General features: G+C 59.4%; 26 protein-coding genes. 15 read left to right on the top strand and 11 right to left on the bottom strand.

What is annotated here, in order from left to right; genetic code table 11:
- Window positions 1–141: 141 nt before the first annotated feature.
- On the top strand, window positions 142–717 hold the full coding sequence (locus ALP40_RS18800) for a GNAT family N-acetyltransferase (RefSeq protein ID WP_122209697.1): 576 nt from the start codon (window positions 142–144) through the stop codon (window positions 715–717).
- Between the two features lie 101 nt (window positions 718–818).
- Here ALP40_RS18800 and ALP40_RS18795 read toward each other — a convergent pair whose 3' ends face one another.
- Window positions 819–1,091 carry a hypothetical protein gene (locus ALP40_RS18795; protein ID WP_122209696.1) on the bottom strand — a complete coding sequence of 91 codons (273 nt, stop codon included), beginning with the start codon at window positions 1,089–1,091 and terminating at the stop codon, window positions 819–821.
- A gap of 158 nt (window positions 1,092–1,249) precedes the next feature.
- Window positions 1,250–2,818 carry a TerC family protein gene (locus tag ALP40_RS18790; RefSeq protein WP_122209695.1) on the bottom strand — a complete coding sequence of 523 codons (1,569 nt, stop codon included), beginning with the start codon at window positions 2,816–2,818 and terminating at the stop codon, window positions 1,250–1,252.
- A 660-nt stretch (window positions 2,819–3,478) separates the two neighbouring features.
- Between ALP40_RS18790 and ALP40_RS18785 the strand changes: the two genes are divergently transcribed.
- The 4 genes from ALP40_RS18785 (at window position 3,479) to ALP40_RS18770 (ending at window position 5,704) form a co-directional block, all read left to right on the top strand.
- Window positions 3,479–3,757, top strand: coding sequence for a hypothetical protein (locus tag ALP40_RS18785; RefSeq protein WP_122209694.1), 279 nt, complete (start codon window positions 3,479–3,481; stop codon window positions 3,755–3,757).
- A 143-nt stretch (window positions 3,758–3,900) separates the two neighbouring features.
- A complete protein-coding gene (locus tag ALP40_RS18780; protein ID WP_122209693.1) occupies window positions 3,901–4,242 on the top strand; it encodes an FKBP-type peptidyl-prolyl cis-trans isomerase in 342 nt (113 codons plus the stop codon).
- Between the two features lie 131 nt (window positions 4,243–4,373).
- Complete coding sequence (locus ALP40_RS18775) at window positions 4,374–4,601, top strand: hypothetical protein (RefSeq protein WP_122209692.1); 228 nt, start codon at window positions 4,374–4,376, stop codon at window positions 4,599–4,601.
- 140 nt (window positions 4,602–4,741) lie between these two features.
- A complete protein-coding gene (locus ALP40_RS18770) occupies window positions 4,742–5,704 on the top strand; it encodes a class I SAM-dependent methyltransferase (RefSeq protein ID WP_122209691.1) in 963 nt (320 codons plus the stop codon).
- A 17-nt stretch (window positions 5,705–5,721) separates the two neighbouring features.
- Here the strand turns inward: ALP40_RS18770 and ALP40_RS18765 are convergent, their stop codons facing one another.
- Complete coding sequence (locus ALP40_RS18765) at window positions 5,722–6,573, bottom strand: IclR family transcriptional regulator (protein ID WP_122209690.1); 852 nt, start codon at window positions 6,571–6,573, stop codon at window positions 5,722–5,724.
- Between the two features lie 229 nt (window positions 6,574–6,802).
- Here ALP40_RS18765 and ALP40_RS18760 point away from each other — a divergent pair, with 229 nt between their 5' ends.
- From ALP40_RS18760 to moaA, 9 genes are all read left to right on the top strand, one after another.
- Window positions 6,803–7,831 (top strand): ABC transporter ATP-binding protein, encoded by a 1,029-nt coding sequence (locus ALP40_RS18760; RefSeq protein ID WP_122209689.1) that lies wholly within the window; start codon window positions 6,803–6,805, stop codon window positions 7,829–7,831.
- Window positions 7,828–8,700 carry an ABC transporter permease gene (locus tag ALP40_RS18755; RefSeq protein WP_122209688.1) on the top strand — a complete coding sequence of 291 codons (873 nt, stop codon included), beginning with the start codon at window positions 7,828–7,830 and terminating at the stop codon, window positions 8,698–8,700. Before ALP40_RS18760 ends, ALP40_RS18755 begins: the two co-directional genes overlap by 4 nt.
- A 3-nt stretch (window positions 8,701–8,703) precedes the next feature.
- On the top strand, window positions 8,704–9,498 hold the full coding sequence (locus ALP40_RS18750; protein WP_122209687.1) for an ABC transporter permease: 795 nt from the start codon (window positions 8,704–8,706) through the stop codon (window positions 9,496–9,498).
- Between the two features lie 21 nt (window positions 9,499–9,519).
- Window positions 9,520–9,828, top strand: coding sequence for a (2Fe-2S)-binding protein (locus tag ALP40_RS18745; RefSeq protein ID WP_122209686.1), 309 nt, complete (start codon window positions 9,520–9,522; stop codon window positions 9,826–9,828).
- Window positions 9,822–11,186 carry an NAD(P)/FAD-dependent oxidoreductase gene (locus ALP40_RS18740; RefSeq protein WP_122209685.1) on the top strand — a complete coding sequence of 455 codons (1,365 nt, stop codon included), beginning with the start codon at window positions 9,822–9,824 and terminating at the stop codon, window positions 11,184–11,186. The genes ALP40_RS18745 and ALP40_RS18740 overlap by 7 nt, the downstream gene beginning before the upstream one ends.
- Window positions 11,183–12,400 carry an FAD-binding oxidoreductase gene (locus ALP40_RS18735; RefSeq protein WP_122209684.1) on the top strand — a complete coding sequence of 406 codons (1,218 nt, stop codon included), beginning with the start codon at window positions 11,183–11,185 and terminating at the stop codon, window positions 12,398–12,400. Before ALP40_RS18740 ends, ALP40_RS18735 begins: the two co-directional genes overlap by 4 nt.
- Complete coding sequence (locus ALP40_RS18730) at window positions 12,397–13,449, top strand: ABC transporter substrate-binding protein (RefSeq protein WP_122209683.1); 1,053 nt, start codon at window positions 12,397–12,399, stop codon at window positions 13,447–13,449. Before ALP40_RS18735 ends, ALP40_RS18730 begins: the two co-directional genes overlap by 4 nt.
- A gap of 253 nt (window positions 13,450–13,702) precedes the next feature.
- A complete protein-coding gene (locus tag ALP40_RS18725) occupies window positions 13,703–15,055 on the top strand; it encodes a sodium:proton antiporter (RefSeq protein WP_122209682.1) in 1,353 nt (450 codons plus the stop codon).
- A 224-nt stretch (window positions 15,056–15,279) separates the two neighbouring features.
- Complete coding sequence (moaA, locus tag ALP40_RS18720; protein ID WP_122209681.1) at window positions 15,280–16,278, top strand: GTP 3',8-cyclase MoaA; 999 nt, start codon at window positions 15,280–15,282, stop codon at window positions 16,276–16,278.
- Between the two features lie 13 nt (window positions 16,279–16,291).
- On the opposite strand, the gene ALP40_RS18715 is transcribed toward moaA, so the two are convergent.
- The 7 genes from ALP40_RS18715 to ALP40_RS18685 form a co-directional block, all read right to left on the bottom strand.
- Complete coding sequence (locus ALP40_RS18715) at window positions 16,292–16,834, bottom strand: DUF3833 domain-containing protein (protein WP_122209680.1); 543 nt, start codon at window positions 16,832–16,834, stop codon at window positions 16,292–16,294.
- 17 nt (window positions 16,835–16,851) lie between these two features.
- On the bottom strand, window positions 16,852–17,367 hold the full coding sequence (locus ALP40_RS18710) for a chalcone isomerase family protein (protein WP_122209679.1): 516 nt from the start codon (window positions 17,365–17,367) through the stop codon (window positions 16,852–16,854).
- Window positions 17,368–17,885: 518 nt separating this feature from the next.
- Window positions 17,886–18,203, bottom strand: coding sequence for a hypothetical protein (locus tag ALP40_RS18705; RefSeq protein WP_122209678.1), 318 nt, complete (start codon window positions 18,201–18,203; stop codon window positions 17,886–17,888).
- 526 nt (window positions 18,204–18,729) lie between these two features.
- Window positions 18,730–19,359, bottom strand: a complete 630-nt coding sequence (gene ycaC / locus ALP40_RS18700) for an isochorismate family cysteine hydrolase YcaC (RefSeq protein WP_122209677.1) — start codon at window positions 19,357–19,359, stop codon at window positions 18,730–18,732.
- A 69-nt stretch (window positions 19,360–19,428) separates the two neighbouring features.
- Window positions 19,429–21,267 carry an amidohydrolase gene (locus ALP40_RS18695; protein WP_122209860.1) on the bottom strand — a complete coding sequence of 613 codons (1,839 nt, stop codon included), beginning with the start codon at window positions 21,265–21,267 and terminating at the stop codon, window positions 19,429–19,431.
- A gap of 145 nt (window positions 21,268–21,412) precedes the next feature.
- A complete protein-coding gene (locus tag ALP40_RS18690) occupies window positions 21,413–22,039 on the bottom strand; it encodes an antibiotic biosynthesis monooxygenase (protein WP_122209676.1) in 627 nt (208 codons plus the stop codon).
- A 136-nt stretch (window positions 22,040–22,175) separates the two neighbouring features.
- A complete protein-coding gene (locus ALP40_RS18685) occupies window positions 22,176–23,102 on the bottom strand; it encodes a LysR substrate-binding domain-containing protein (protein ID WP_122209675.1) in 927 nt (308 codons plus the stop codon).
- A 379-nt stretch (window positions 23,103–23,481) separates the two neighbouring features.
- Between ALP40_RS18685 and ALP40_RS18680 the strand changes: the two genes are divergently transcribed.
- The gene (locus ALP40_RS18680) at window positions 23,482–23,904 is read left to right on the top strand and encodes a GFA family protein (RefSeq protein WP_122209674.1); all 423 of its coding nucleotides are present in this window, start codon (window positions 23,482–23,484) and stop codon (window positions 23,902–23,904) included.
- Here the strand turns inward: ALP40_RS18680 and poxB are convergent.
- Window positions 23,901–25,619: a ubiquinone-dependent pyruvate dehydrogenase gene (gene poxB / locus ALP40_RS18675; RefSeq protein ID WP_122209673.1), complete on the bottom strand. Its 1,719-nt coding sequence runs from the start codon at window positions 25,617–25,619 to the stop codon at window positions 23,901–23,903. The two genes, ALP40_RS18680 and poxB, sit on opposite strands and share 4 nt — an antisense overlap.
- Window positions 25,620–25,722: the final 103 nt, after the last annotated feature.

Here is a 25,722-nt window from a genome sequence, read left to right as displayed (position 1 = left end):
CAGTCTCTGTTGGTGAGCGTCTCGCGACAAGTCGCACCCTGTTGGCAATACCGTCCCTTAGCCTTGCACCCACCTCCCCCAACGAATAAGGTGCTCCCACCCCCAAGCCCAGCACCTGAACATCTCCACCAAAGGCCCCGCATGATCCACATCCGCCCCATGACCCCAGCCGACTTCGACCACTTCTGGCCCACCTTCCATTCAGTCGTCCAGGCGCAGGAAACCTACGCCTACGACCCGGCGCTGACATTCGAGCAGGCGCGTGACGTGTGGCTCAATCTGCCCCAGCACACGCTGATTGCGGAAGAAGACGGCCAGTTGCTGGGCAGTTACTACCTGAAAGCCAATGCGGCAGGTCCCGGGAACCATGTGTGCAACTGCGGTTACATGGTGACGGAGGCTGCACGTGGCAGGGGCATAGCGCGGCTGATGTGCGAGCATTCGCAGCAGTTGGCGCGGGGCAGTGGTTTTCTGGCCATGCAGTTCAATTCGGTGGTGGCCGCCAATGAGGTGGCCGTCGCGCTGTGGCGCAAGCTCGGCTTTGAAACAGTGGGTCGCTTGCCCAAGGCTTACCGGCATGCTCGCCTAGGGCTGGTGGATTGTCTGGTGATGTTCAAGTGGTTGGGCGATGCGCCTGAGATCAAGGAGCCTGCACGGCCCATGTTGATCGGTCGCAAGAACATCGAGTCTGTCGTATCACGCCCTCGTCGCAAATAGCGATTCTGGTGCAGGCTCCCTCACCTCAGGTCCGGTTACAACCTTGAAGGGAGCCATCTTCCCTGAATCCCTCAGCGTTTCATCGCCAGAAGCGTTGCTGCCTAATCCTTGACCTCCGTCAGCGAGAAACGGTGCCCCTTGGTGTCTCGCACTTCGGTGCCCAAGATGTAAGCGATGGTCTGCCCCTCATGGTCGACCAGGCGCTGTAAAGTGCCCAGGCTCAAAGTGCCTACTTCGCCACTCCAGTCACGTCGAGGGTCATGTTCGAGGTAGGCGTAGACCTTGCGTTCGCGAATGCGCCATACCGGATAGCGCTTGCCGCTGAAAATCACGTCGTAGGTCAGGTTGGGATTGAAGATGAAGGCAGCAGTCATGACGGTCTCCGTTCATGGAGTGGCTGACTGCTCAGTGAAGCCACGGGGTTTTCGCAGAATAGACCACGCGTGGAATTCCTTCGTTGCGACCGGACGACAAACCGCAAACCCATGAAAAACAGGCCTTTCGGCCCGTTTTCACTTATCGCTTCGTGTCGTTATTTACCCGTGTGTTCTCCAGCCTGGCGCTGCAATAGCACCCGGGTAACCCGGCGTTCTTCAACGCCCACGACCTTGAGGTCCCACCCCTGCCACTGAAGACTGTCGCCCATCGTCGGCAGACGATCCAGCAGGCTCATGACCAGTCCCGCCAGCGTCTGATAGTCATCGGTGGCCTTGGCCTGAAAACCGGTTCGTTCACGAATAAGGCTCAGGTTCAAGGCACCTGAAACGATGAAGTCATCACCCTGCGCCACGATGTCCGGCCCTTCCACTTCGCTGGCGTCAGGCAGTTGACCCGCAATCGACTCCAGAATATCGGTCATGCTCAGCACGCCGATGAAGTCGCCGAACTCGTTGACCACGAACGCAATGTGAGTCGATTCCTTGCGCATCTGTTCCAACGCATTGAGGATCGTGAAGTTCTCCAGCAGGTTGATCGCTTTGCGGGACAACAGCTTCAGATCGGGCTCATTACCGGACAGCAGTTCCTTGAGCAGTTCCTTCTTGTGGACGAAGCCTAGCGGCTCATCAATGCCGCCCTCGCCGATCAATGGCAAACGCGAATAGGAAGAATGCATCAGCTTCAGGCGAATTTTTTCCGCGTCGTCGCTCAGGTCGATGTAATCGATTTCGGCACGAGGCGTCATGACGGTGCGGATCGGGCGTTCTGCCAGCTGCAGGACGCCGCTGATCATCACGCGCTCGCGACGGTCGAACACTGGCTCAGTGCCCTCGCCCTCCATCATTTCGATGATTTCTTCGTCGACATCACCCGACTCCAACCTGCGGCCACCCAACAGGCGCATGACGGCATGGGCAGCGCGCTCGCGGCGTGGAAGATGACCATGAGCCGACTTCTTGCTGCGCTTGCGGGCGATCTGGTTGAACACCTCAATGAGGATCGAAAAGCCGATGGCCGCGTACAGGTAGCCCTTCGGAATATGGAAGCCCAAGCCCTCTGCCGTCAGGCTGAAACCGATCATCATCAGGAAGCCCAGGCACAGCATGATGACTGTTGGGCGACTGTTGACGAATTTGGTCAGCGGTTTGCTGGCGATCATCATCAGACCGATGGAGAAGATCACGGCGATCATCATCACCGACAAATGCTCGACCATGCCGACGGCTGTAATCACCGCGTCCAGCGAGAACACAGCGTCAAGCACGACGATCTGCGCCACGATAGGCCAGAACAGCGCATAACCAGCATTGCCAGCCTTTTGCGCGACGTGTCCTTCGAGTCGTTCATGCAACTCCATAGTGGCCTTGAACAACAGGAACACACCACCAAACAGCATGATCAGGTCGCGGCCGGAAAACGTCTTGCCGAAGACCTCGAACAGCGGTTCGGTCAGCGTCACCATCCAGGAAATACTGGCCAGCAGGCCAAGGCGCATGATCAAGGCCAGCGACAGGCCGATCACGCGTGCCTTATCGCGCTGTGCCGGTGGCAGTTTGTCGGCCAGAATGGCGATGAACACCAGGTTATCGATACCCAGTACCAGTTCCAGAACGATCAGGGTCAGCAGGCCAAGCCAGGCCGTAGGGTCAGCAATCCATTCCATGGGAATTATTCAGCCTTCTGAACAGAGTATTGAGCGGGGGCGCTTGATGCTTTGAGCCGGGCACAGTCAATCTTGTCTGGATGAAAATCAGCGTCTAAAAGCGATTGAAGGCTATTGGCAGGGGAAGAAAGCAAGACGGGTACGAGGCCAAGGCTTGAATCAGGCGCATTTCCGCATGGAATGCAGTTGATTGGCCAAAAGGGTGCTGAAGAAGGAAAACAACTCGGAGGTTCCTGGCGGGTGTTCATACTGTCCTGAAATTGGATACGGGAGATGATCCTACAATACACAGATACGTTTCACTCTCCGAATAAGTATTACAAGAGTTGACTGAAAAATGGCCGCTCTCTTTTCCCTCAAATTTCACCGGGCGACGTTTTGTCGCACCCAGATTCACGACCAGTTGTCTGACGGCGCAGGGTCTACAGTGGCTGATCAATCTGAATTGTTTTAAAATGTTGCCAGAACGTCATGCAGGCGCGGGAATTGAAAAGCAGTAGCTGCTCTTAATTGAAACCGAAAGCCGCAGACAAGAATCATAAAAAGAAAGCCCGTCATAGACGGGCTTTTTTCGTTTTCAGCTTTTGCACCCGACGCAGGCGATGAACATCGCAAGCGTCATAGCCCACCCTATTTTTTTACCTTTGAGGACCTGTTCCCATGCTGCGCATCGTTGTACTTCACCTGTTTCAATGGTTCAAACGTCTTTCTTCCGGCCTGCTGTCCCGCGGGTCGCACCACAGTGAGTCCCGTGACTTCACCCGTGAAAACGACGAAGGTCGCTGGACCTTCGTTTCGATCGCCATCATTCTGACCTTGAGCCTCTACTGCCTCGCGGGCCTGGGCTACTACGCAAAGGTCAATGTATGGGACGGCTTTACCCAGGAACAGAAAGCCAACATCGCTCAAGCGATGGTCGTGAGCTCGCAGAACCTTTAAGCAATCATCTGCGCAGCACCGGACGGGGAAGCTGAGGCTTCCCCGTTTGCGTTTTAGCGGTTGTCAGTCGCCTGGTTTTCTGCGAAAAAGCGGCCCGCAGGATGGCCCAGGTAGTGGCGTACATAGTGAAGAGGTGTCTGGCAATGAACGATGAACTACAGATAATTGATGTGCAGGTCGGCGAAGGCAAAGCCGTGGTCAAGGGTGCCTTGATCACTACCCATTACACCGGAACCCTGACCGACGGCACGGTCTTCGACTCCTCTCACGAGCGCGGCAAGCCGTTTCAATGCGTGATCGGCACGGGGCGAGTTATCAAAGGCTGGGACCAGGGTCTGATGGGCATGAAAGTGGGCGGTCGTCGCAAACTGTTGGTGCCCGCCCATCTCGCGTACGGCGACCGAAAAATGGGTGCCCACATCCAGCCAGGCTCCGATTTGAGCTTCGACATAGAACTGTTGGAAGTGTTGACCCGCGAGGATTGAGAAACGAGCACGCCGGGACTGGCGGTTTATTTTCAACATCCCAGGCCGCCCCTTGTTTGTCGGATTGCGCGTAGGCGCAGAAAAAGCCATGCTCAGGGTATGGAATTCAATGACTTCTGACAGGACACCTCATGGCGCTCAACAAGTCGACCCAGGAGCTTAAAAAGCACCTCAAGGGCACGGCCACCAATCTTGAATACACCGCAGACGAAATTCTCAAGCTCGCCTCGCAGATGAAAGACGTCGACGTCACAGCCATTCTGCAGATGGTCAACCGACTCTACAGCGACGCCGATCAGCTCAAGGCTTACGCCGACGAGGTCAAAGCCAAGCGGATCGTGCGCGCCAAGCTGCCTTGAATCACTGATCACAACCCTCTTTGATTCTTCAGGCTTGGTATTCCAGAAAGCCGTCGATGAGTGCGAGCAGCAGAAACCTGCGCTTCGCACTGGCGCAAATAGGTTTACCATACGCCGCCTTTTTCTGACCGACCCCGCTCATGACTCCCGACACACTCGCCATCCTGCAACAGCACCTGCTCAATGCTCTGAGCCATGTTCCCACTGAAACGCGCCGTTTGTTTCATGGACGAGGTCGTGTCTGGCCGGGGCTGGAGCACGTCACGGTGGACTGGATGCAGGGCGTGGTGCTGGTGTCGCTGTTCAAGGAGCCCGAAGCGTCCGAACTTGCGGCGTTGAATGATCTGCTGCTGGATCTGATCGAGACGCCTCAATGGCAACACAGCCAGGCCCATACCCTGCTGTTGCAGCACCGTTACCTGCCACAAAGTACAACCCAGTGGCTGTGTGGCGAACAGGTCGATGAGTGGGTCATCACTGAAAACGGCCTGCGCTACATCATTGATTTCGGCAAGAAGCAGAACACCGGCCTGTTCCTGGACATGCGCTACGGCCGCGAATGGGTGCAGGCTCAGGCCAAGGGCAAGCGAATACTCAACCTGTTCGCCTACACTTGCGGCTTCTCGGTCGCGGCCATTGCAGGCGGTGCCGATCATGTGGTGAACCTGGACATGGCCCGCGCCGCGCTCAACCGCGGGCGTGAAAATCATCGCCTCAATGAGCATGACCTGAGCCGCGTCACGTTCCTGGGCCACGACCTGTTCAAGTCTTGGGCCAAGGTCACGCGCTCGGGTCCTTACGACCTGATCATCGTCGACCCGCCCTCCTTTCAAAAAGGCAGCTTTATGCTCGATAAGGACTATCAGCGCGTTCTGCGACGTCTGCCGGAACTGCTGGAGGAGGACGGTCTGGTGCTGGCCTGCATGAATGATCCTGCGCTGGGACCTACGTTTTTGATTGAGCACACCGCAATCGAAGCACCCTGTCTGCGCTTCGAGCAACGCTTGGAAAACCCGCCGGAGTTTCCCGATGCACGCGAGGACGGCGGCTTGAAGGCGCTGGTGTTCAAGGCAGAAGGATTGAGCCGGTCGGGCTGGGCGTAAATCACCTTGGTGCAACGTTAATCGGCCTGCCCAAACACCTGACTCGGGCGGCGCAGCGATGGATCGAACGGGTTGATCCGCGCGCTGATTGCCGTTGCCTCACGTTTGAGCAATTCAACCACGGTCATGAGCCGATCCGGCCCCAGTCGGTCGCTGAGGGTGGCGACACTGAGCGCTGCGACCGCACGGCCGTTACGATCAAGGATCGGCACCGCAAGCCCGGCCATCCCCGGCAGCGCACCGGTGTTGCGTGCGGCGTAACCCAGGCGCCTCACATTCTCCACCTCCGAGCGCAGGAAAACTTCGTCGTATAAGTGGAAATCCTTCAGCCTGGGCAAGTTGTAGGCAATCACCGTTTCACGCTCGTCCTCGGGCAGGAACGCGAGAATCGCCAGGCTACCCTGCCCTACGCCCAGCGCAACGCGCCCACCGATATCACCGGTGAAGGTGCGAATCGGGTAAGGCCCCTCGCTGCGATCCAGGCAAATCGCGTCAAAACCGCTGCGTGCCAACAGAAACAGCGAGTCGCCCAGCGAAGCGGACAAGCGCAGCAGGCTGGGTCTGACCAGATCTCGCAGGTTGCCGGCGTTGCCCGCTTTGGCTGCCAACGCGAAAAACTCGATGCTCAGCCGGTAGCGTTTGCTGAGCAGATCCTGCTCGACCATACCTTCGTCCATCAAACTGCGCAGAAGGCGGTGAGTGGTGGGTTGAGAAAGACCGACACGCTGGGCCAGTTGCGTGACCCGCTCGCCGCCTTCATCGCAATCCCCGAGGCAGCGCAACACCGCGAACAAACGCGATACTGCGCCAACGCCCACATCCTTCAGCTCAGTATTCCGATCAACGGAATTATTTAACCGCTCGACCATACTTTCTTTCACTCAATGAATGAATCTGAAAAAAGATGTTGTTCAGTGAAATTCCTCATTGAGCGCATCCTAGCCTTCGTCCTACTCTCAGTCCACAGGGGCGATTTGAACAATCAGCGGTAGCCGACTTAGAACGAGCGCCAACGTCCATAGCTGCATGACTTCACTTCGCATCTGCCCATGACAAACGCGTGCCCCCGGCACGCCCGCACACAAGGTGGACGCAGGCATGGCATTTTTGCAGCTCGAAGGTCTCTCCAAACGCTACGGTTCAATCGACGCCGTGGTGGCTACCGACTTGAACGTGGACAAGGGCGAGTTCGTTTCGCTGCTGGGCCCGTCCGGTTGCGGCAAAACCACCACCTTGCAGATGATCGCAGGCTTCGTCGACGTCAGTGACGGGCGCATCGTGCTCGACGGGCGCGACATCACTCATGCCAAGCCCAGCAGCCGTGGCCTGGGCGTGGTGTTCCAAAGCTACGCGCTGTTTGCGCACATGACGGTTGCCAACAACGTGGCGTTCGGCCTGCGCATGCGCAAGGTGCCCGCTGCCGAGATCCAGAGCCGAGTGAACAACGTGCTGAAGCTGGTGCGCCTGGATCAGCATGCCGAACGCTATCCACGTGAGTTGTCTGGCGGACAGCGGCAGCGTGTGGCGCTGGCCCGTGCCCTGGTGATCGAGCCGCCGGTGCTGCTGCTCGACGAGCCGTTGTCTAACCTCGACGCCAACCTGCGTGAAGAAATGCAGTTCGAGATTCGCCGCATTCAGAACGAAGTGGGCATTACCACACTCATGGTCACCCACGATCAGGCCGAAGCGCTGTCGATCAGTGACCGGGTGGTGGTCATGCAGGCCGGACGCATTACCCAGATCGGCGACCCCTACGCCCTCTACGAACACCCGCGTACGCGCTTTATCTCCGGCTTCGTCGGCAAGGCGAACATGCTGCAGGGCGACCTGGACAGCAGCGGCGTCCCACAGATACGTCAGTTGCCGGGCGAAGGTGCTCTGACGCTGAGCCTGCGGCCGGAAAAGATCGATCTGGTCGCGCCGGGCTGCGGTCGCCTGTCGGGGCGCATCGTCACCCGATACTTTCTCGGCAGCCAATGGCTGTACAGCATCCAGACCGGCATCGGTGAGTTGACCGTGGTGCGCCGCAACGATGGTCAAGCGCCACTGGAACAAGGGGCGGCGGTGGGTCTGGACTGGCCGTCCGAGTTGCTGCGCGTGCTGGACGCCGACGAGGTGCGTGCATGAGCCTGCTGACTCAAATGCGTCAGGGCCGGCGCGGTTATTGGCTCTCCGCCCCGGCGCTGGCGCTGTTTATCGGCCTTCTGGTGTTGCCGCTGGGCCTTACGTTGCTGCTGTCGTTCAACGTGTTCGATTATCAGGTGGGCGTGAAAAGCGACAGCTACACCCTGGAAAACTATGGTGCAGTGCTGACCGACAGCTATTTCTACGAGATCTTTCTGCGCACCTTCTGGATCAGCGCGTTGGTCACCCTGCTCTGCGTCGTAATCGGTGTGCCCGAGGCCTACATCCTCAGCCGCATGGGCACCCCGTGGCGCTCAATCTTTCTGATTCTGATCCTCACACCACTGTTGATTTCAGTGGTGGTTCGGGCGTTCGGCTGGAGCCTGTTGCTGGGCGCGGACGGGCTGATCAATCAAGGCATACAGGCATTGGGCGGACGCCCGGTGAAGCTGCTGTACACGCCGTTCGCAGTCATCATCGCGTTAGTGCACGTGATGCTGCCGTTCATGATCATTCCCGTCTGGACCTCGCTGCAAAAGCTTGATCCCACCGCAGAACAGGCGGCGCTGTCACTGGGTGCCAGCCAGGCCAAAGTCATGCGCCTGATAGTACTGCCGCAGGTCATGCCGGGCGTGCTGTCAGGCTCGCTGATCGTCTTCGGCCTTGCCGCCAGCTCGTTCGCCATTCCCGGCCTGCTCGGCGGACGACGCCTGAAAATGGTCGCGACCGTGATCTACGACCAATACCTGTCGGAGCTGAACTGGCCGATGGGGGCGACGCTGGCGGTGGCGCTGCTCTTGGTGAACCTGCTGGTGATGCTGTCGTGGAACCGAATGATCGAAGGCCGCTACAAGAAATCCCTGGGGGAATGATCCATGTCCAAGAACGGTCCTCTGGCCCTGTCGTTTCATGCGTTGGTCGTGGTGTTCATGATGGCGCCACTGGTGGTTGTCTGCCTGGTGGCGTTCACCCCCGAAAACACCCTGAGCCTGCCCACTACCGAGTTCTCGCTGCGCTGGTTCAAAGCGGTGTTCGAACGGGCAGACTTTATTGACTCGTTCTACAACAGCCTGATTCTGGCGTTCGTTTCGGCCACGCTGGCGACACTGATTGCCGTGCCCGCTGCGCTGGCGATCACCCGGCATAACTTTCCGGGACGCAACTTTTTCAACGCCCTGTTTCTGTCGCCCATCATCATTCCGCATCTGGTGCTGGGTGTTGCGATGCTGCGCCTGTTCGCCCTGATGGGCGTCAACGGCAGCTTCACCTGGCTGATATTCGCCCACGTGCTGGTGATCACGCCTTATGTGTTGCGGCTGGTGCTGGCAGCGGCCATCGGCATTGATCGCAGTGCCGAACACGCGGCCGAATCGCTGGGAGCCAGTCGTTTCACACTGTTTCGCCAAATCACGCTGCCAATGATTCTGCCCGGTGTTGCAGGTGGCTGGCTGCTGGCGTTCATTAACAGTTTCGACGAGGTGACGCTGTCGATCTTCGTCACGTCCCCCGCGACACAGACCCTGCCAGTTCGCATGTACGTGTACGCGACTGAATCCATCGATCCGATGATGGCCGCCGTCTCGGCACTGGTCATCGCCCTCACCGCCGCCACCATGATTTTGCTCGACCGAGTCTATGGGCTGGATCGCGTGCTGGTTGGCAAACATTGATGATGGGCCTGGAGGTCAGTGATGGCACTGCTTAAACGATTGGCCGAGCACGACCGCCCAGCGGTGCCCTTCACTCTCGATGGCCAGCCGGCCAGCGGTCTGCTGGGCGATACACTGCTGACAGCTGTACTGACGAGCAGCGAACATTTGCGCGGCAGCGACTTCAGCGCCGAACCGCGTGCAGGTTTCTGCATGATGGGAGCCTGTCAGGACTGTTGGGTGCGCCTGGGCGATGGTCAGCGGGTGCGTGCCTGCTCGACCCTGCTGGAAGCCGGTCAAAGCGTCAACCGTGAGCCGGGGCGTCGCGTTTCTGAGGAGCCGCAATGGTGAGCACCGAAAAGGTAGTCATCGTCGGTGCCGGTCCCGCGGGAGCCCGGGCGGCACAGACGCTTTCGGCCCACGGCATCAAAGCCTGCTTGATAGACGAGGGTCTGCGCGGTGGCGGGCAGATCTACCGTCGCCAGCCTGAACACTTCAAGCGTTCGCCAAAGGCACTTTACGGCTTCGAGGCGAACAAGGCTGTCGCTGTGCATCAGGCGCTGGATGCATTGGCAGACAGCATTGACTATCGACCCCGAACGCTGGTCTGGAGCGCCCAAGACGGTCGGCTCGACGTTCTTCAGGACGGGTGTGCCGGGCATGTCGACTATTCCCACTTGATCGTGGCCACGGGGGCAACCGACCGGGTTCTACCTGTACCGGGCTGGACTCTGCCCGGCGTTTACAGCCTTGGTGCGGCGCAAGTGGCCTTGAAATATCAGGGCTGCGCCATTGGAGAACATGTGGTGTTCTGCGGCAGCGGACCGCTGCTGTATCTGGTGGCCTATCAATACGCCCAAGCCGGGGCCAATGTACTGGCGGTGCTGGACAGCGCGCCGTTCTCTGCGCAGTGCCGCGCCCTTCCCGCCCTGCTAGGCCAGCCCGTGACCCTCGCCAAGGGCCTGTATTACCGCGCCTGGCTGACGGCCCACGGCATTCCCGTGCATCAGGGTGCTCGGCTGACGCATGTCGAGGGCTCCCAACGAGTCGGCGGTGTCAGTTGGGAGCGAAACGGCCAGACAAACCGTCTGGCGTGTGACGCCGTGGCGTTTGCCCACGCATTGCGCAGCGAGACGCAGTTGGCCGATTTGCTGGGGTGTGCATTCGAGTGGAGCGCCTTGAACCGCGCCTGGCTGCCGGTTCGCGACGACGTCGGGCGCAGCAGCGTGGATCAGGTGTACCTGGCAGGTGACGGCGCCGGAATCATGGGCGCGGACGCCGCCGAAATGGCCGGTGAACTGGCCGCGATGAGCCTGTTGCAAGACTGTGGCCGCGGGGTGGATGGGCAGCGTATCGACCGGTTGAAAACACAGCTCAAGCGCATCACGCGCTTTCGTCATGGGCTGGAAACCGCCTTTCCGTTCCCGGAAGACTGGGCTGCTCAAGTGCCCGATAAAACCCTGATTTGCCGCTGCGAGGAAGTGAGTGCAGGCGATATTCGCCGCACGGTGCAGGACGGGCATTGGGAGATGAACCGCGTCAAGGCCATGTGCCGGGTCGGGATGGGACGCTGCCAGGGTCGCCTGTGCGGGTTGGCGGCGGCAGAGCTGATCGCTTGCGAGAGCGGACGTGCGGTGCAGCAGATCGGCCGTCTGCGCGGGCAATCGCCGATCAAGCCGATTCCGTTTGGTGTGGAGACACAGCCATGAGCACGCTGATCGAAACCGATGCACTGATCATCGGCGGCGGCATTGTCGGCGCTTCAGCAGCGCTGGCATTGGCCCTGAAAGGGAAACGCGTCGCGCTGCTGGAGCGTGACTTCTGCGGGTCGCACTCCAGCGGCGTGAATTACGGTGGCGTTCGCCGCCAGGGTCGACCGCTGTCCCAGTTGCCGCTGTCCCAGCGTGCCCATCAGATCTGGGGCAGCCTGCGTGAGCTGATCGGCACAGAGGGCGAATACCAGCGCTCCGGGCACCTCAAACTGGCGCGCTCGGAGCAGGACATGGACGCGCTGCGAGCTTATGCGCAAGCCAGTCAGGGTTTCGGGCTGGATCTTCAGTTGCTGGATCGCACTCAGTTGCGCGCACGTTTCCCTTGGGCGGGTGATGTCGCAGTAGGGGCTTCGTTGTGCGCCGAGGACGGACACGCCAATCCGCGGCTGGTCTCACCGGCGTTTGCCCGCGCCGCCCGGCTGGCCGGTGCTCAGGTCTTCGAGCAGGCGCAGGTGATTCAGGTCAGTCACGACGGGCAGGCGTTCACCGTCGAAACCGCCAACGGCCTGACATTGCGCGCGCCGTGGTTGCTCAATTGCGCGGGTGCCTGGGCCGGACAACTCGCCGCACAATTCAACGAGCCGGTGCCTATGTATTCGGGCCATCCGGCCATGCTGGTGACCGAACCGCTGCCGATGTTCATGGATGTCAGCACCGGGGTGGAAGGCGGCGGCATCTATGCGCGCCAAGTGTCACGAGGCAATTGCGTGCTGGGTGGCGGTCAGGGTTTTGCGTTGGATCCGGCGCGTGCAAGGCCGGGTCAGGCCGCCGTGCTCGACATCCTGCGCAATGCCGTTGAATTGTATCCGCCGCTCAAGGGCGCCCAGGCGATTCGCACCTGGAGCGGCACCGAAGGTTATCTGCCGGATCGAGAACCCATACTTGGTCCCAGTCTGACCCAACCGGGCCTGCTGCACGGTTTCGGTTTTGCGGGCGCTGGCTTCCAGGTCGGACCTGCCGCAGGCGAAGCGCTGGCCGAATGGGTCTGCGCCGGCCGCTCGTCGATCTCGCTCGATGCGTTTTCCATTGGCCGGTTCCGGACTAAGCCGGCTCTACCCGTTACCGATTCAACGCTCGTCGCCTCACCCCGCTCTGCCCCTGAACCCGTTTCGAACGTCATCCCATTGCACAGAGGAAGGTCGCCCTTATGAACATCGCCAAACGTGTCGCCCTCACCGGTCTGTCTTGTCTGCCCTTGGCTGCATTGCTCGCGTCCATGCCCGCCAGCGCCGAGACCACGCTCTATCTGGGCATGAACGGCGGAACGATGGAGCGGCTGTACGCCGATCAGGTATTGCCCGCTTTCGAGAAAGCCAACAACGTGAAAGTGGTGATCGTGCCGGGCACCTCGGCAGATATTCTGGCCAAGGTACAGGCCAGCAAAGACAACCCGCAGATGCACGTCATGTTCCTTGATGACGGCATCATGTACCGGGCAATTTCGATGGGCCTGTGCGACACCTTGCAACCCAGCGCCGCGCTCAGCGACCTGCCAGCCAAAGCGAAAATCAAGGAACAGGCCGCAGCCGTCAGCCTCGGCGTGACGGGTCTGGCGTACAACACGCGCATGTTCAAGGAACAAGGCTGGGCCGCGCCGACATCATGGATGGACCTGGCTGACAAACGCTTCAAGGACAAGGTGGTGTTTCAGTCGCTGGCCTCGTCGACCTTCGGTCTGCATGGTTTTCTGATGTTCAACCGCATTCAGGGCGGTAGCGAGAAGGATGTCGAGCCGGGCTTCAAGGCATGGCCAAAAACCGTCGGGCCGAATGTGCTGGAATACATCGCAAGCTCGGCGAAAATTTCCGAGATGGTGCAGACCGACGAGGCCGCCCTCTTCCCGCTCACCCCAACCCAAGTGACCGCCCTTAAGATCAAAGGCGTTCCGGTGGAATATGCAGCACCTAAGGAAGGCGGGGTGGTATTGAACGTCGCGGAATGCACCATTGCCAACAATACACAGCCGGAGCTGGCGCAAAAACTTGCGGCTTATCTGCTGACCCCTGAGGCGCAGGCGCCTGCGCTGGAATTCGGTGATCAGATCCCGTCCAATCCGAAAACCCCGACCACTGACAAGACCCGCGCTCAGGTCGAGGCGATGAATAAATACCTGGAAACGGCTGTCACCATCGACTGGGATCAGGTGAATCAGATCCGTCCGGAGTGGAATGCGCGCTGGAGTCGTAGTATCGAGCGGTAGTAACGACTGTCTGTCTCAACCCTGATCGTGCCCACAATGCTCTGCGTCACACTCGAAAGCGGACGCGGAGTGTCCTGGGCGGCGTTAATGAGCAGTAGCTTAGGAGCAATCATTTACCCCGTAAGAACTCGGTAATGATCAGCGAACAGCACGCTCATCAATCCGTGAACAAATTATTTCAACTTATTTCCCCTGAGTGCAGTCCCAAGGTTACGCCCTCTTTTCAAGGCGCTTTCACGGCGACCCTCCCACTATGAGTTTTATTGTCTGCATGAGCGTGCTTGGCGCGCTGTTGATGCTATTGGCGTTGACGTCTTCCTATCTGCGCTGGATGCCGGTGACCACCTCGGCGGTATGCCTGGCCTTCGGCTTCGGTATCGGCCCGATGGGCTTGGGTGCGCTGGATCTGGACTTCAAAGAGTCTTATGAATGGCTGGAGCGCCTGACCGAGGCTGCAGTGCTGTTTTCATTGTTCAGCACCGGGATCAAGTTGCGCTTGCCGTTGCGCGGCAAGGCTTGGCACTCGGCCTACTGGCTGGCAGGGCCGGTCATGCTGGCATCCATCGCCGGCGTGTCGGTCGCTGCGCATTATCTGTTTGGCCTTACGTGGGGGATCGCGCTGCTGCTGGGCGCGATGCTGTCGCCCACCGACCCGGTACTGGCCGGGATGGTGCAGGTCAATAATGCTCAGGATCAGGACCGTCTGCGCTTCGGGCTGTCTGGCGAAGCGGGCCTGAACGATGGCACGGCGTTCCCATTCGTGATCTTCGCATTGCTGTACCTCAGCTCGGGCGAGAGCGCCACGGACTGGGTGCAACTGTGGTTCTTCAAGCACCTGATCTGGGCAGTGCCTGCTGGGCTGCTGATCGGCTATGGAATGGGTCGCGGCGTTGGGCATTTGATGATTTTCCTGCGCGTCAGAAACGCCGATAGCACCTCCTCCCCCAATGACTACCTGGCGCTGGCATTGATTGCGCTTTCCTACGTGGTGGCGCAGAGCGTCAGCGCTTTCGGTTTTCTATCCGTGTTCGCGGCCGGTGTGGGTCTGCGCCAGGCGGAAGCACGCATCACCCGCTCAGAGGTGCCTTCGGAACACGTGGCGCAACCAGTGCTTGGACACATGACGGCCTCGCTGGAAAAAGGCACCTTGGCAGAAGCCGACGATCTGAGCGACTCTCAACTGGCGGCCGGGGTCATGATGGGCGACATGCTGGCGTTCGGCAGCCTGGTGGAACGTGCGATGGAAGTGCTGCTGATTACCCTGCTGGGCGCCGCGCTGGCCATTTACTGGGATTGGCGCGCCATCGGGCTGGGACTGGCGCTGTTTTGCATTATCCGGCCTGTGAGTGTCTGGCTATTGGTCAGCAAGCGCCTGCTCAATAAACGACAAAAAGCCTTGGTTGGCTGGTTCGGCATACGCGGTATCGGCAGCCTTTATTACCTGTGCTTTGCGCTTTCACATGGGCTGGCCCCGGATGTGGGTCATCTCGTCATCGGCATGACGCTCTCGGTAGTTGCACTCAGTATTCTGGTGCATGGCATCAGTATTCAGCCGTTACTGGAACGTTATGAACGCAGCTCCCGGGCCAATACAGCCCCTGAATGACGTTGAAAGGATTGGCCATAGATCAATTCGATCAGGCCATTGGAACAAGCGATTGGACTGCGGCATTTCGACTCGGTAGCGTGGCTGGCATGAAGCCAGTGCAATAGCCGTAACCCTTGACTACTATGGGTCTTAACGGTTGCCTCGAAAAATCAAACTCCTTTGGTGTGTTGTCGTCCAACATCGGGCAGTCAATTCATTGATCGATCAAGTAAGAAGGTGAAATGTCAGAACCCGTCCTGATGGACCGCTTTGCCCGCAAAGTCGATTATCTGCGCATGTCGGTCACCGACCGGTGCGATTTCCGCTGCGTGTATTGCATGGCCGAAGAGATGACGTTTCTGCCTCGGCAACAGATCCTGTCCCTGGAAGAAATCCTTCAGGTGGCCGAGCGTTTCGTGGCGCTGGGCACCCGCAAGATTCGTCTGACCGGTGGCGAGCCTCTGGTACGTGCCGGGGTCGTGGGCCTGTGCGAGCGAATCGCCGCCCTGCCCGGCCTGCGCGAATTGTGCATGACCACCAATGGTTCGCAGCTCGACAGACTGGCCAAGCCACTGTTCGACGCGGGTGTCACACGCTTGAACATCAGCCTGGACAGCCTGGACCCTGCCCGCTTTCGTGAGCTGACCCGTACCGGGGATCTGAACAAGGTCATCGCCGGTATCGACGCGGCGAAGGCCGCAGGTTTCACCCATACCAAGCTCAACTGCGTGGTGATGCAGGGTCGTAACGACCATGAGGTTAACGATCTGCTGGCCTTTGCCATCGATCGCAACCTGGATGTCTCGTTCATTGAAGAGATGCCGCTGGGCATCATCAGCGAGCACAGCCGCGCCGAGTCCTTCTGCTCCAGCGATCAGGTTCGCGAGCGCATCGCAGAACGTTACACGCTGGTGCCCTCCACGGACTCCACGCAAGGCCCTTCTCGCTACTGGCGACTGGCTGAAGCACCCGGGATTCGTATCGGATTCATCTCGCCGCACAGCCACAACTTTTGCAGCACCTGCAACCGGGTTCGCCTGACGGTGGAAGGTCGTTTACTGCTGTGCCTTGGCAATGAGCACTCGGTGGACCTCAAGTCGGTGCTGCGCGCCAACCCCGGTCAGCCGCACAAGCTGGAGAAAGCGATCATCGACGCTATGCAGATCAAGCCGTGGAGCCACAACTTTACTCACGACGACGGCGTGCAGGTGGTTCGCTTCATGAACATGACCGGCGGCTGACGCCGGTCTTGCGCTATTTCTTCGGCATGTCGTCCTTGCGGAAGAACAGGGTAATCTGCCCCACCTCGACGCCCAGCTTGGTCATGGATGAACGGTTAGCCATTGTCTGTTCATCGATCAGGTACATCCAGTCGTCCAGGCTGACGTCATACTCGGTGCCGTCCACCGGCAGCCTCAGCACGTAGCGCCAGTGAAAGCTGTTACCCGCCACTTCGCCGCTGGCCACGCCGACCACATCGCCGGCCGTACCGGTCCAGCGACCGGGCCCATCTGGACGCAAGCGCCACTCACGCACCTGCTTTGTGCCATCGCTGTAGCTGAAAGCTTCATGCATGACCAGCACCTCGCCCTCGCTATGCCCATTGATGATCACATGAAAACGTTTGGTCACTTCGCCTGAGCGTTTCTGAAACATCCCCCAGGCTTCGACGCGCCCCGTGAAGTAGTCGCGCAGGTCGAGTTTTGGCGTCTCCTGGCTGTAACGACTGACCGGTACACCGCCGCAGCCCGCCAGCACCGCCCCAAGGCACATCAACAATAACCACTTTCTGAGCATAAGCCCTCCAACGACTTTCAAGGTGCCGTGCCCAGCAGACGGTCGCGCAGTTCAGTATTACGCGTCTTGGGGTCCAGCCAGATGGAGAAAAACGCTTTGGCGAACGCACTGTCGCGCACCACGTGCTGGAGCTTCTCGCCGACGTAAAAGCGCGCTTCGCGTCCGGGCAGATAAACACCGGTGATCTTCATGCCAGGGGTCACGTCGACGAACGCCTTGTCCATCTGCTGACGCCACGTCTTGACCTGCTCGGCAGTGATAGCTGGCCCCGAGATGCGTTTGATCTCATCGATGCTGGCGTCGACCAGGTCTTCCCGGTCAATGTCGCGGTGATAGGTCAGTTCCAGCGCCATAGGCGAGTCCACGGTAAAGGGACTGGCCGGGCTCAAGAGCCTGGCGGTATAGATTCGAAATCCGTACAGCGTGAGTTCGCCGGAGCCGACCACCTGAGCATCGGGCAGCGCTTCACGCCAACTGGCTTGAACGCCGCCGCTGAGCAATAGAAGGATGAGTAACCATCGGGGCGCTACCATCGTATGCCTCGGGAGGAACCCGTCGGCATCGACACCAACGGATAAAAATGAGGTGGATCAGCGGTGTGGTCTATACCGAAACCGGCAAAAACAGCGCCATACACGCTGATCCATGACTAAAAATCTATACCACTCAAAACACTTTGTACAACAATAAGACAAGATTTTTTTTCATTCTTGAAACAGACGCTTATCAACCTTGTTACACAAGCGGCGCCTGCGACGCCAAAAATTGGCATTACTGAAAGCGTTCGGCATGACGGGGTATCGCGTTTCCAGAACACGCATCGGCGCCTTTTCAGGGACTGACCCATTGCGGTCTTGTACATGAACGCTCATCGCGAAAATGCAAGTGGGACAAGGGAGTCCATAAAGGCACTGCACACAGGGTTATCGAAGTGCACACCCCAACGTGCTGTTTCAGACTGAACAGTCTGTTCCCTCCTGATTAAGAGAACAGACATGTTTGAACGCCGCACGCGCCTATGAACAACCTGGCGTTAGAAAAACCGAGGCGATCAAGCCACTCGACTTTGAGCATGACGACGGCTGTTCTGCCACTCGTTCTTGAGCGCTTGCAGCGTACTGTCCATGTAGGCCCGATCAGCCGCCGCCTTCTTGCCGACGTAGCCCAAACCCCGACGGAACATGCCCAGCGCTGCGCGCAGCTCAGGGTGAGCGTCGCGGAACTCATCTTCCAGAGTATGTGGCCTCATGGGGTCCAGATGAACCTCACCGGAATCGGAGATCCAGGCGATATGGTTATCCAGCGTGTCTTTACGGGCGGCAAACAGACGAGCCAGTTCATCAATGTTCGGTTGATTGTTCATGTTCATGTTGATGCTCCTTCGCTCGTAAGCAGTTCAATGGTTGATACATCAAGTTTATGTGCCAGACAATTCATGCACGAAACACGATGGAGTGTTCGTCGAATACAGATCCAGCCCTCAAGGAATTGCAGGTAGCCTTGATGCAAAGCCACTACATAGCAGCGTCATCGGAGAGAAGAAGTTGCGAAACCCAAAGGCCTGATGATCATTCAGCGATCAACCACAAGCGTCATGAGAATGTCTCGCCAGCTTCTCGCCTGTATCGACGATCCTGCCAGGTCAGCTTCATCAATCTGCCTTGTGGGCAGCCTACATCCGGGAACATCTCGACGGCTTGCCGAGCCTGTTCAATACCTCGTTGCGGTGCTCCCGATCAGGGAGACAGCTGCATAATGCAAAAGGAAACCGGGGGCGTCAACGCTTATGTAGTGATTTTTTTCAAGCACTACATAATTGTCGGACAAGATAGAAAAAATGGCGCAGTGACCGGTTGGTCACTGCGCCATTGATGCGTGGGGGTTATAAATGCACGTTACTTGGCCGTAAACGCGCTGTAGCTGTTCATGAGGTTGCGGTAGTTCGGAATGCGCTGGGACAGCAGGTTGGCCAGGCCTTCCATGTCATTGCGCCAATCGACTTGCAGCTCGCAGGCCACCGAGAACCAGTTGACCAGTTGGGCTCCGGCCGCGCTCATGCGTGCCCATGCCGCTTTCTGCACGGTTTCGTTGAAGGTGCCAGAAGCGTCGGTCACCACGAACACGTCGAAACCTTCAGCCAGTGCACACAGGGTCGGGAACGCCACGCACACGTCGGTCACTACACCGGCAATGATCAATTGCTTGCGACCGGTCGCTTTGACTGCCGCGACGAAATCATCGTTATCCCAAGCGTTGATCTGCCCTGGACGCGGAATGTACGGTGCGTCCGGGAACATTTCCTTGAGCTCGGGCACCAGCGGGCCGTTCGGGCCGGTTTCAAAGCTCGTGGTCAGGATGGTCGGCAGGTCGAAGAACTTGGCCAGATCGCCCAACGCCAGTACGTTGTTCTTGAACTCGTTAGGCGAGAAATCCTGCACCAGCGAAATCAGGCCGGTCTGATGATCGACCAGCAGAACCGCAGCGTCGTCTTTGTTCAAACGGTTGTAAGGGGTGGCGGTGCTCATGGTTGACTCCTTTGAGGTTGTCGCGAATGGCACGGGGCGCAGCGTCCCCGCGCGCTCTGGGTAATTCGATCAGAAAGCGAAGCAGGAACAGCCGAACGCGCCCCAGAAACCCTGGAAATCGCTGACGGGTGCGCTCGAAAGCCGGGCCTTCTCATGGCTGTGGGAATGCACGGCACAAGGGCCGCTGCACTGGTGAACCTGGGCAACCATCGGCGACGTCGGACGCCAATGGCCCGGGACCTTGGCCACCGGGGACCAGTCCGGCAGCACCGGAAGGGTTGGCGGCGCCAGCGCTTCGAAGTCACCGCTGCCATAAACGACCTTGCCGTCAACCACCGTCAGCACCGATTCGATCCATTTGATGGCCTCAGGCTCAACGCTGAAGTAGTCCGCCGAAAGCGCCACTACGTCGGCCAGTTGCCCAACCTTGATCTGGCCTTTCTTGCCCTGCTCCGACGAGAACCAGGCGCTGCCGTGGGTGAACAATTCCAGCGCCGTCTCGCGTGGCAGCCCTTCCGGATACAGCTCCATACCGCCGACAGTGCGTCCGCTGACCATCCAGTACAGCGAAGTCCACGGGTTGTAACTGGAGACTCGGGTGGCATCGGTGCCCGCACCGACCGGCACGCCTTCGGACAGCATGCGCTTGATCGGCGGCGTCATTTCGGCCGCCTTGGCACCGTAGCGCTCGACGAAATACTCGCCCTGGAACGCCATGCGGTCCTGAATAGCGATACCGCCGCCCAGCGCACGAACACGCTCGATGTTCTTCGGCGTGATGGTTTCGCAGTGGTCGAAGAACCACGGCAGGCCATTGAACGGAATGTCGCGGTTGACCTTCTCGAACACGTCCAGCATGCGGCTGATGGATTCGTCGTAGGTGGCGTGCAGACGAAACGGCCAGCGGTGCTCGACCAGATGCCGCACCACAGGCTCCAGATCACCCTCCATGCCAGGCGGCAGGTCCGGGCGAGGCTCAAGGAAGTCTTCGAAGTCAGCGGCCGAGAAGGTCAGCATCTCCCCTGCCCCGTTGTGCCGCAGGAAGTCGTCGCCCTGATGCAGCTTGACGGTGCTGGTCCAGTTCTTAAAGTCGGCCAGTTCTTCCTTGGGTTTCTGGGTGAACAGATTGTAGGCAATACGCACCGTCAACTGCTTTTCCCGCGCCAGTTGTTCGATCACCGCGTAATCATCGGGATAGTTCTGGAAGCCGCCGCCGGCGTCGATGGCGCTGGTCAAGCCCAGACGGTTGAGTTCACGCATGAACTGCCGCGTCGAGTTGACCTGATACTCCAGCGGCAGCTTCGGCCCCTTGGCGAGGGTCGAATACAGAATCATGGCGTTAGGCTTGGCCACCAGCATGCCGGTCGGGTTGCCCTGCGAATCACGCACGATCTCGCCACCCGGCGGGTTCGGCGTGTCGCGGGTGTAACCTGCAACGCGCAACGCAGCGCGGTTGAGCAACGCACGGTCATACAAATGCAGGACGAACACCGGCGTATCGGGCGCCGCCTGATTCAGCTCTTCAAGCGTCGGCATGCGCTTTTCGGCGAACTGGAATTCGTTCCAGCCACCCACCACACGCACCCATTGCGGCGTCGGCGTGCGATCCGCCTGATCCTTGAGCATGCGCAGCGCGTCGACCACGGACGGCACGCCTTCCCAACGCAGTTCAAGGTTGTAGTTCAGACCGCCACGAATCAGGTGCAGGTGAGAGTCGTTGAGGCCCGGGATTACCGTGCGTTTTTTAAGGTCGATCACCTGTGTCGCACTGCCGCGCATGTCCATGACTTCAGCATCACTGCCCACCGCGACAAACCGGCCGCCGCTAATCGCCACAGCACTGGCTTTGGGCTTTTCGCGGTCAACCGTATGGAATTGACCATTGAACAGAATCAGTTCGACATTCATCGCTACACCTTTGGCGGAAGATTGAGAGGCACCGGCGAGGCCGGAGAAAGACAAGGAAGGAAGAATGGCCGCAGCAGCACTCAGCAACGAGCCTTTGGCAATGAAGCGACGTCGTTGCAGATCGGTTTTGTCGTCTGTCATCGGATCACTTCCCTTGTGATTTTTTCGCGGATGCGTTGAGCCACGGTGCCATCAGACGGGTCGCGGCCGGCATCATCAGGTACACCACCAGCAGCACAATGGTGATGGTCACCAGCGCGGTGCTGACGAAGTAGCTGGACAGCCAGGGGACGCGGGCAAAAATCGGTCCCCAGAACAGGGGCACGAACAGCGTCAGCGGCAGAATGACCATGAACGACACGCACGCCTGCTTCCAGCGCGGCGGCGGACTGCCTTCTTCGGTGGTCGGGGTGAACCAGAATTCGTTGTGCGGATTGACCACTGTCTGGTCGCCATCAGCGAGCATGGGCTCAGCTTCCTGCACCAGCTTTTTTCGCTCGTCGGAGTCCAGCCAGTCCTGCATGGCCTGCGTCGAATGAAAACGCAGCACGCTGGTGAACATCTGCAGCCCGCCTTCCTTGGCGCGGATCACATCGACACCCAGGTGACCGGGCTTGCCACTGGCAATGGTCACGATGCGACGCAGCCAGCTTTCGTAGGCACTCTCCTGCCCGGTCTTGACCCGGTGTTTGATCACCAGGGTGACGACCTCGTTGAAGACCGCACTGCCGACGACACGGGCTTCGGTATCAAGACGGATGGGATCGGACATGGCCAGCGGCTCCAGAAACAGAAATTGAAATCGGGTCCTGGCCAGTCGAATCTGTACGGCTCAGGATGTCGACGATACTGCCGTCAAACCAGCGTCAGAAATTGAACGTATGTGCTGTCTTGTTTTTTTGCCCGGTTTACAGTGGCGCTTTGACGTCCAGCGGCCCTGCCATGTACTCGGCAATACGTCCACGCAACCAGCGCTCGGCCGGGTCGTTGTCGTGAACCCCGCTCCAGACCATCGACAGCTCGGCAGGCACGATCGGAAACGGCGGCTCTTCAGCACGCAACTGACAGCCCTCAATCAGGGCACACGCCGCGTAGTCCGGCACCGTGGCGATCAACTCGGTGCCTGCCAGCAGCGCCCGAAGGCCATTAAACTGGGGTACAGCCAACACCACCCTGCGCGCGCGTCCGACGCGTGCCAGATCCAGATCGATATTGCCGCTCAGATCACCGGAGAAGGACACCATCGCGTGCTGCCGCTCGCAGTACTCGTCCAGCGTCAACGGTTCAGGACGCGAGTCCCCGCGAATCACCTTGCAGCCAATGTCCCGCAGCTTCTTGCGCTTGGCATTGGCCGGCAGATCCACGGTGTAACTGACCCCGACCGAAATCTCACCAGAGGCTAGCAGCGCAGGCAGCAACAAATAGTTGGCCCGACGATTCACCACAATGATGCCCGGCGCCTCTTCCCGCAGACGCGAGAGCAGCGGCGGCAGCAAGCCGAACTCTGCGTCATCGGACAGGCCGATACGGAATACATCATTGCTGGTCGAAGGATCGAACTCCTTGGCCCGACTCACCGCCCCGGAAATGGTGTCCAGCGCCGGGCGTATCTCCTTGAGGATATCCAGCGCACGCATCGTCGGCTCCATCGCCCGCCCGTTGCGCAGCAGCAATTGGTCATCGAACAAATCACGCAACCGACCCAGCGCCGCACTCACGGCGGGCTGGCCGATGAACAGCTTTTCCGCCACACGGGTGAGATTGCGCTCAAACATCAACGCTTCAAAAATCACCAGCAGATTGAGGTCGACGCGGCGCAGGTCGTTGCGATTCATGAGAAGGATTCCGTGGGCTGATGATCAAGGTGCCTGCGAGGCGAGGCTTTGACGTCAGTAGGCACGAATGTGGGGCGGGAGGATTGTATGGGTGTGCTGAGTGGAAGCTTGAGGATCGAATCGCCGTCCGCGTCTTATCGAACAACTCGCCCACCCTGAAGAACATTATTCGCGGGAGCGGACTTGTCCGCGAATAGCGCTACGGGTCTTTTCGCGGACAAGTCCGCTCCTACGGGCCGATGTCGCCGAGGAGGTGATCACATTCCCTGAATGATTGGCGCAGTCCTTGATAGGCGTCGACGGGTCATTTGCCTGACCAAAGGTGTCAGTAAAACAATGCTTGCGGGGTAACCTCAATACACAACAAGGAGGGATCTCCATGATCAAATCAGTCGGCCCAACCGAGATCAAACCCGTCCACATCGCATCCTGCCATTGCGGCGCGGTCGTGCTGGAGCTGGATTTGCCGGACGGCATCGTAGCCCCCCGACGCTGCGACTGTTCGCTATGCCGGCGGCGAGGTGCCATCGTTGCGACGGTGGCCGAAGACGGTGTCCGCGTGATTCACGGCCAGACGGTGCTCAAGCTGTACCAGTTCAACAGCCGCACGGCCGAGCATTATTTCTGTGGCCGATGCGGGGTTTATACGCACCATCGGCGACGGTCCAATCCGCACGAATTCGGTTACAACGTCGCGTGCCTGGAAGGAGTGAACCCGTTCGATCTGGGGCCGGTGCAGACCAGTGACGGGGTCAATCACCCCGCCGACCGGCCTGACGAGCCCCTGCCCTTGTGTGATTAACGCAGGTTGGTTTTGGCCAGTTCCAGCACTTCGCTGCCACGGCCGCTGAATACGGCGCGCATCATGTACAGGCTGAAGCCTTTGGCCTGGGCGAGTTTGATCTTTGGCGGAATGCCCAGTTCCTGTTTGGCGGTCACCACGTCAATCAGCACGGGACCAGGATGGTCGAAGGCCTTGCGCAGCGCACCGGGCAGTTCTTCAGCGCTTTGTACGCGCAGGCCCAGGATACCGGCGCCCAGCGCGACGCCGGCGAAATTGGTTTCGTGGAAATCGGTGCCGTGGGGCACGTAGCCAGCGGCTTTCATTTCCATGTCAACGAAGCCCAATGAGCTGTTGTTGAACACGACCATTTTGATCGGTAGGTTGAGCTGACGAATGCTCAGCAGGTCGCCCATCAGCATCGACAAGCCACCGTCGCCGCACAGCGCAACCACCTGGCGATCAGGGTGTTCGGCCTTGGCGCCCAGTGCCTGGGGCAGTGCGTTGGCCATCGAGCCGTGGTTGAACGAGCCCAACAGGCTGCGCTGGCCGTTCATGTGCAGGTAGCGCGCCGCCCACAGTGTCGGCGTGCCGACATCAACGGTGAAGATGGCGTCAGCGTCGGCCTGTTCGTCGATCAGGCGCGTCAGGTACTGCGGGTGGATCGGCGTGTCGGCAGGCGTCGGCGTGGCCAGTTCGTCCAGTTCCTCGCGGGCCTTGGCGTAGTGCTTGAGGGCTTTGTCGAGGAAGCGGCGGTCCGAATGGGGTTTGAGCTTGGGCAGCAGCGCGTCGAGGGTTTCCCGCACGCCGCCAGTCAGCCCCAGCGTCACCGGCGTGCGGCGGCCAAGCTGGGTCGGGTCCAGGTCGATCTGGATGACCTTGGCCTTCTCCGGATAGAAGTTTCGGTACGGAAAGCTGCTGCCCAGGATCACCAGCGTGTCGCAGGACAGCATGGCGTGGTAGCCGGAGCTGAAGCCGATCAGGCCGGTCATGCCGACGTCGAACGGGTTGTCGTACTCGACATGCTGCTTGCCGCGCAGGGCATGAACGATCGGAGCGCCGAGCTTTTCGGCCAGCGCGACGACCTGTTCGTGAGCACCCGCACAGCCGGCACCGCACAGCAGGGTCGTGGCTTTTGAATCGTTGAGCAGCTCGACCATCGCCTGTAAATCGGTTTCAGCCGGCACGACCGTTGGCGGCGTGGGCTCGACCCATTTGGCCGGAACGTCGGGCGCTGCGCTGAGTGCGACATCGCCTGGCAGCACGATCACCGCCACACCCTTCTGGCTGATCGCGGCGCGCATCGCACGCTCCAGCACACGCGGGAACTGCTCGGGATTGCTGACCAGCTCGACGAAATGGCTGCACTCCTTGAACAACTCCTGCGGATGAGTCTCCTGGAAATAATCCAGGCCGATTTCCGAGGACGGGATGTGCGCAGCGATGGCGAGAACCGGCACGCGATTGCGATGGCAGTCGTACAGGCCGTTGATGAGGTGCAGGTTGCCCGGTCCGCAACTGCCGGCACACACGGCCAGCTTGCCGCTGCTGGCCGCTTGAGCGCCTGCGGCAAAGGCGGCAACTTCTTCATGGCGGGTGTGCATCCAGCGAATCGAGTCGATGCGTTCCAGGCTGTCGGTCAGGCCGTTGAGGCTGTCACCGGAAACGCCCCAGATGTGAGAAACACCTGCCGCTGCGAGGGTTTGCGCAAGATGGTCGGCAATGGTCTTGGACATGCGGGGTTCCTTGTCGAGGCAAAGGGGTTCAGCTTCCATACTGGAAGAAACAGGCGCAGCGCTCTGCTGCGCCTGTTGTGGTCGACCTGATGCGCGCTCGACA

The organism is Pseudomonas viridiflava (assembly GCF_003702045.1).
In the GTDB taxonomy this organism is placed as follows: domain Bacteria; phylum Pseudomonadota; class Gammaproteobacteria; order Pseudomonadales; family Pseudomonadaceae; genus Aquipseudomonas; species Aquipseudomonas viridiflava_C.
This window is presented reverse-complemented; position numbering and strand designations above follow the sequence as displayed.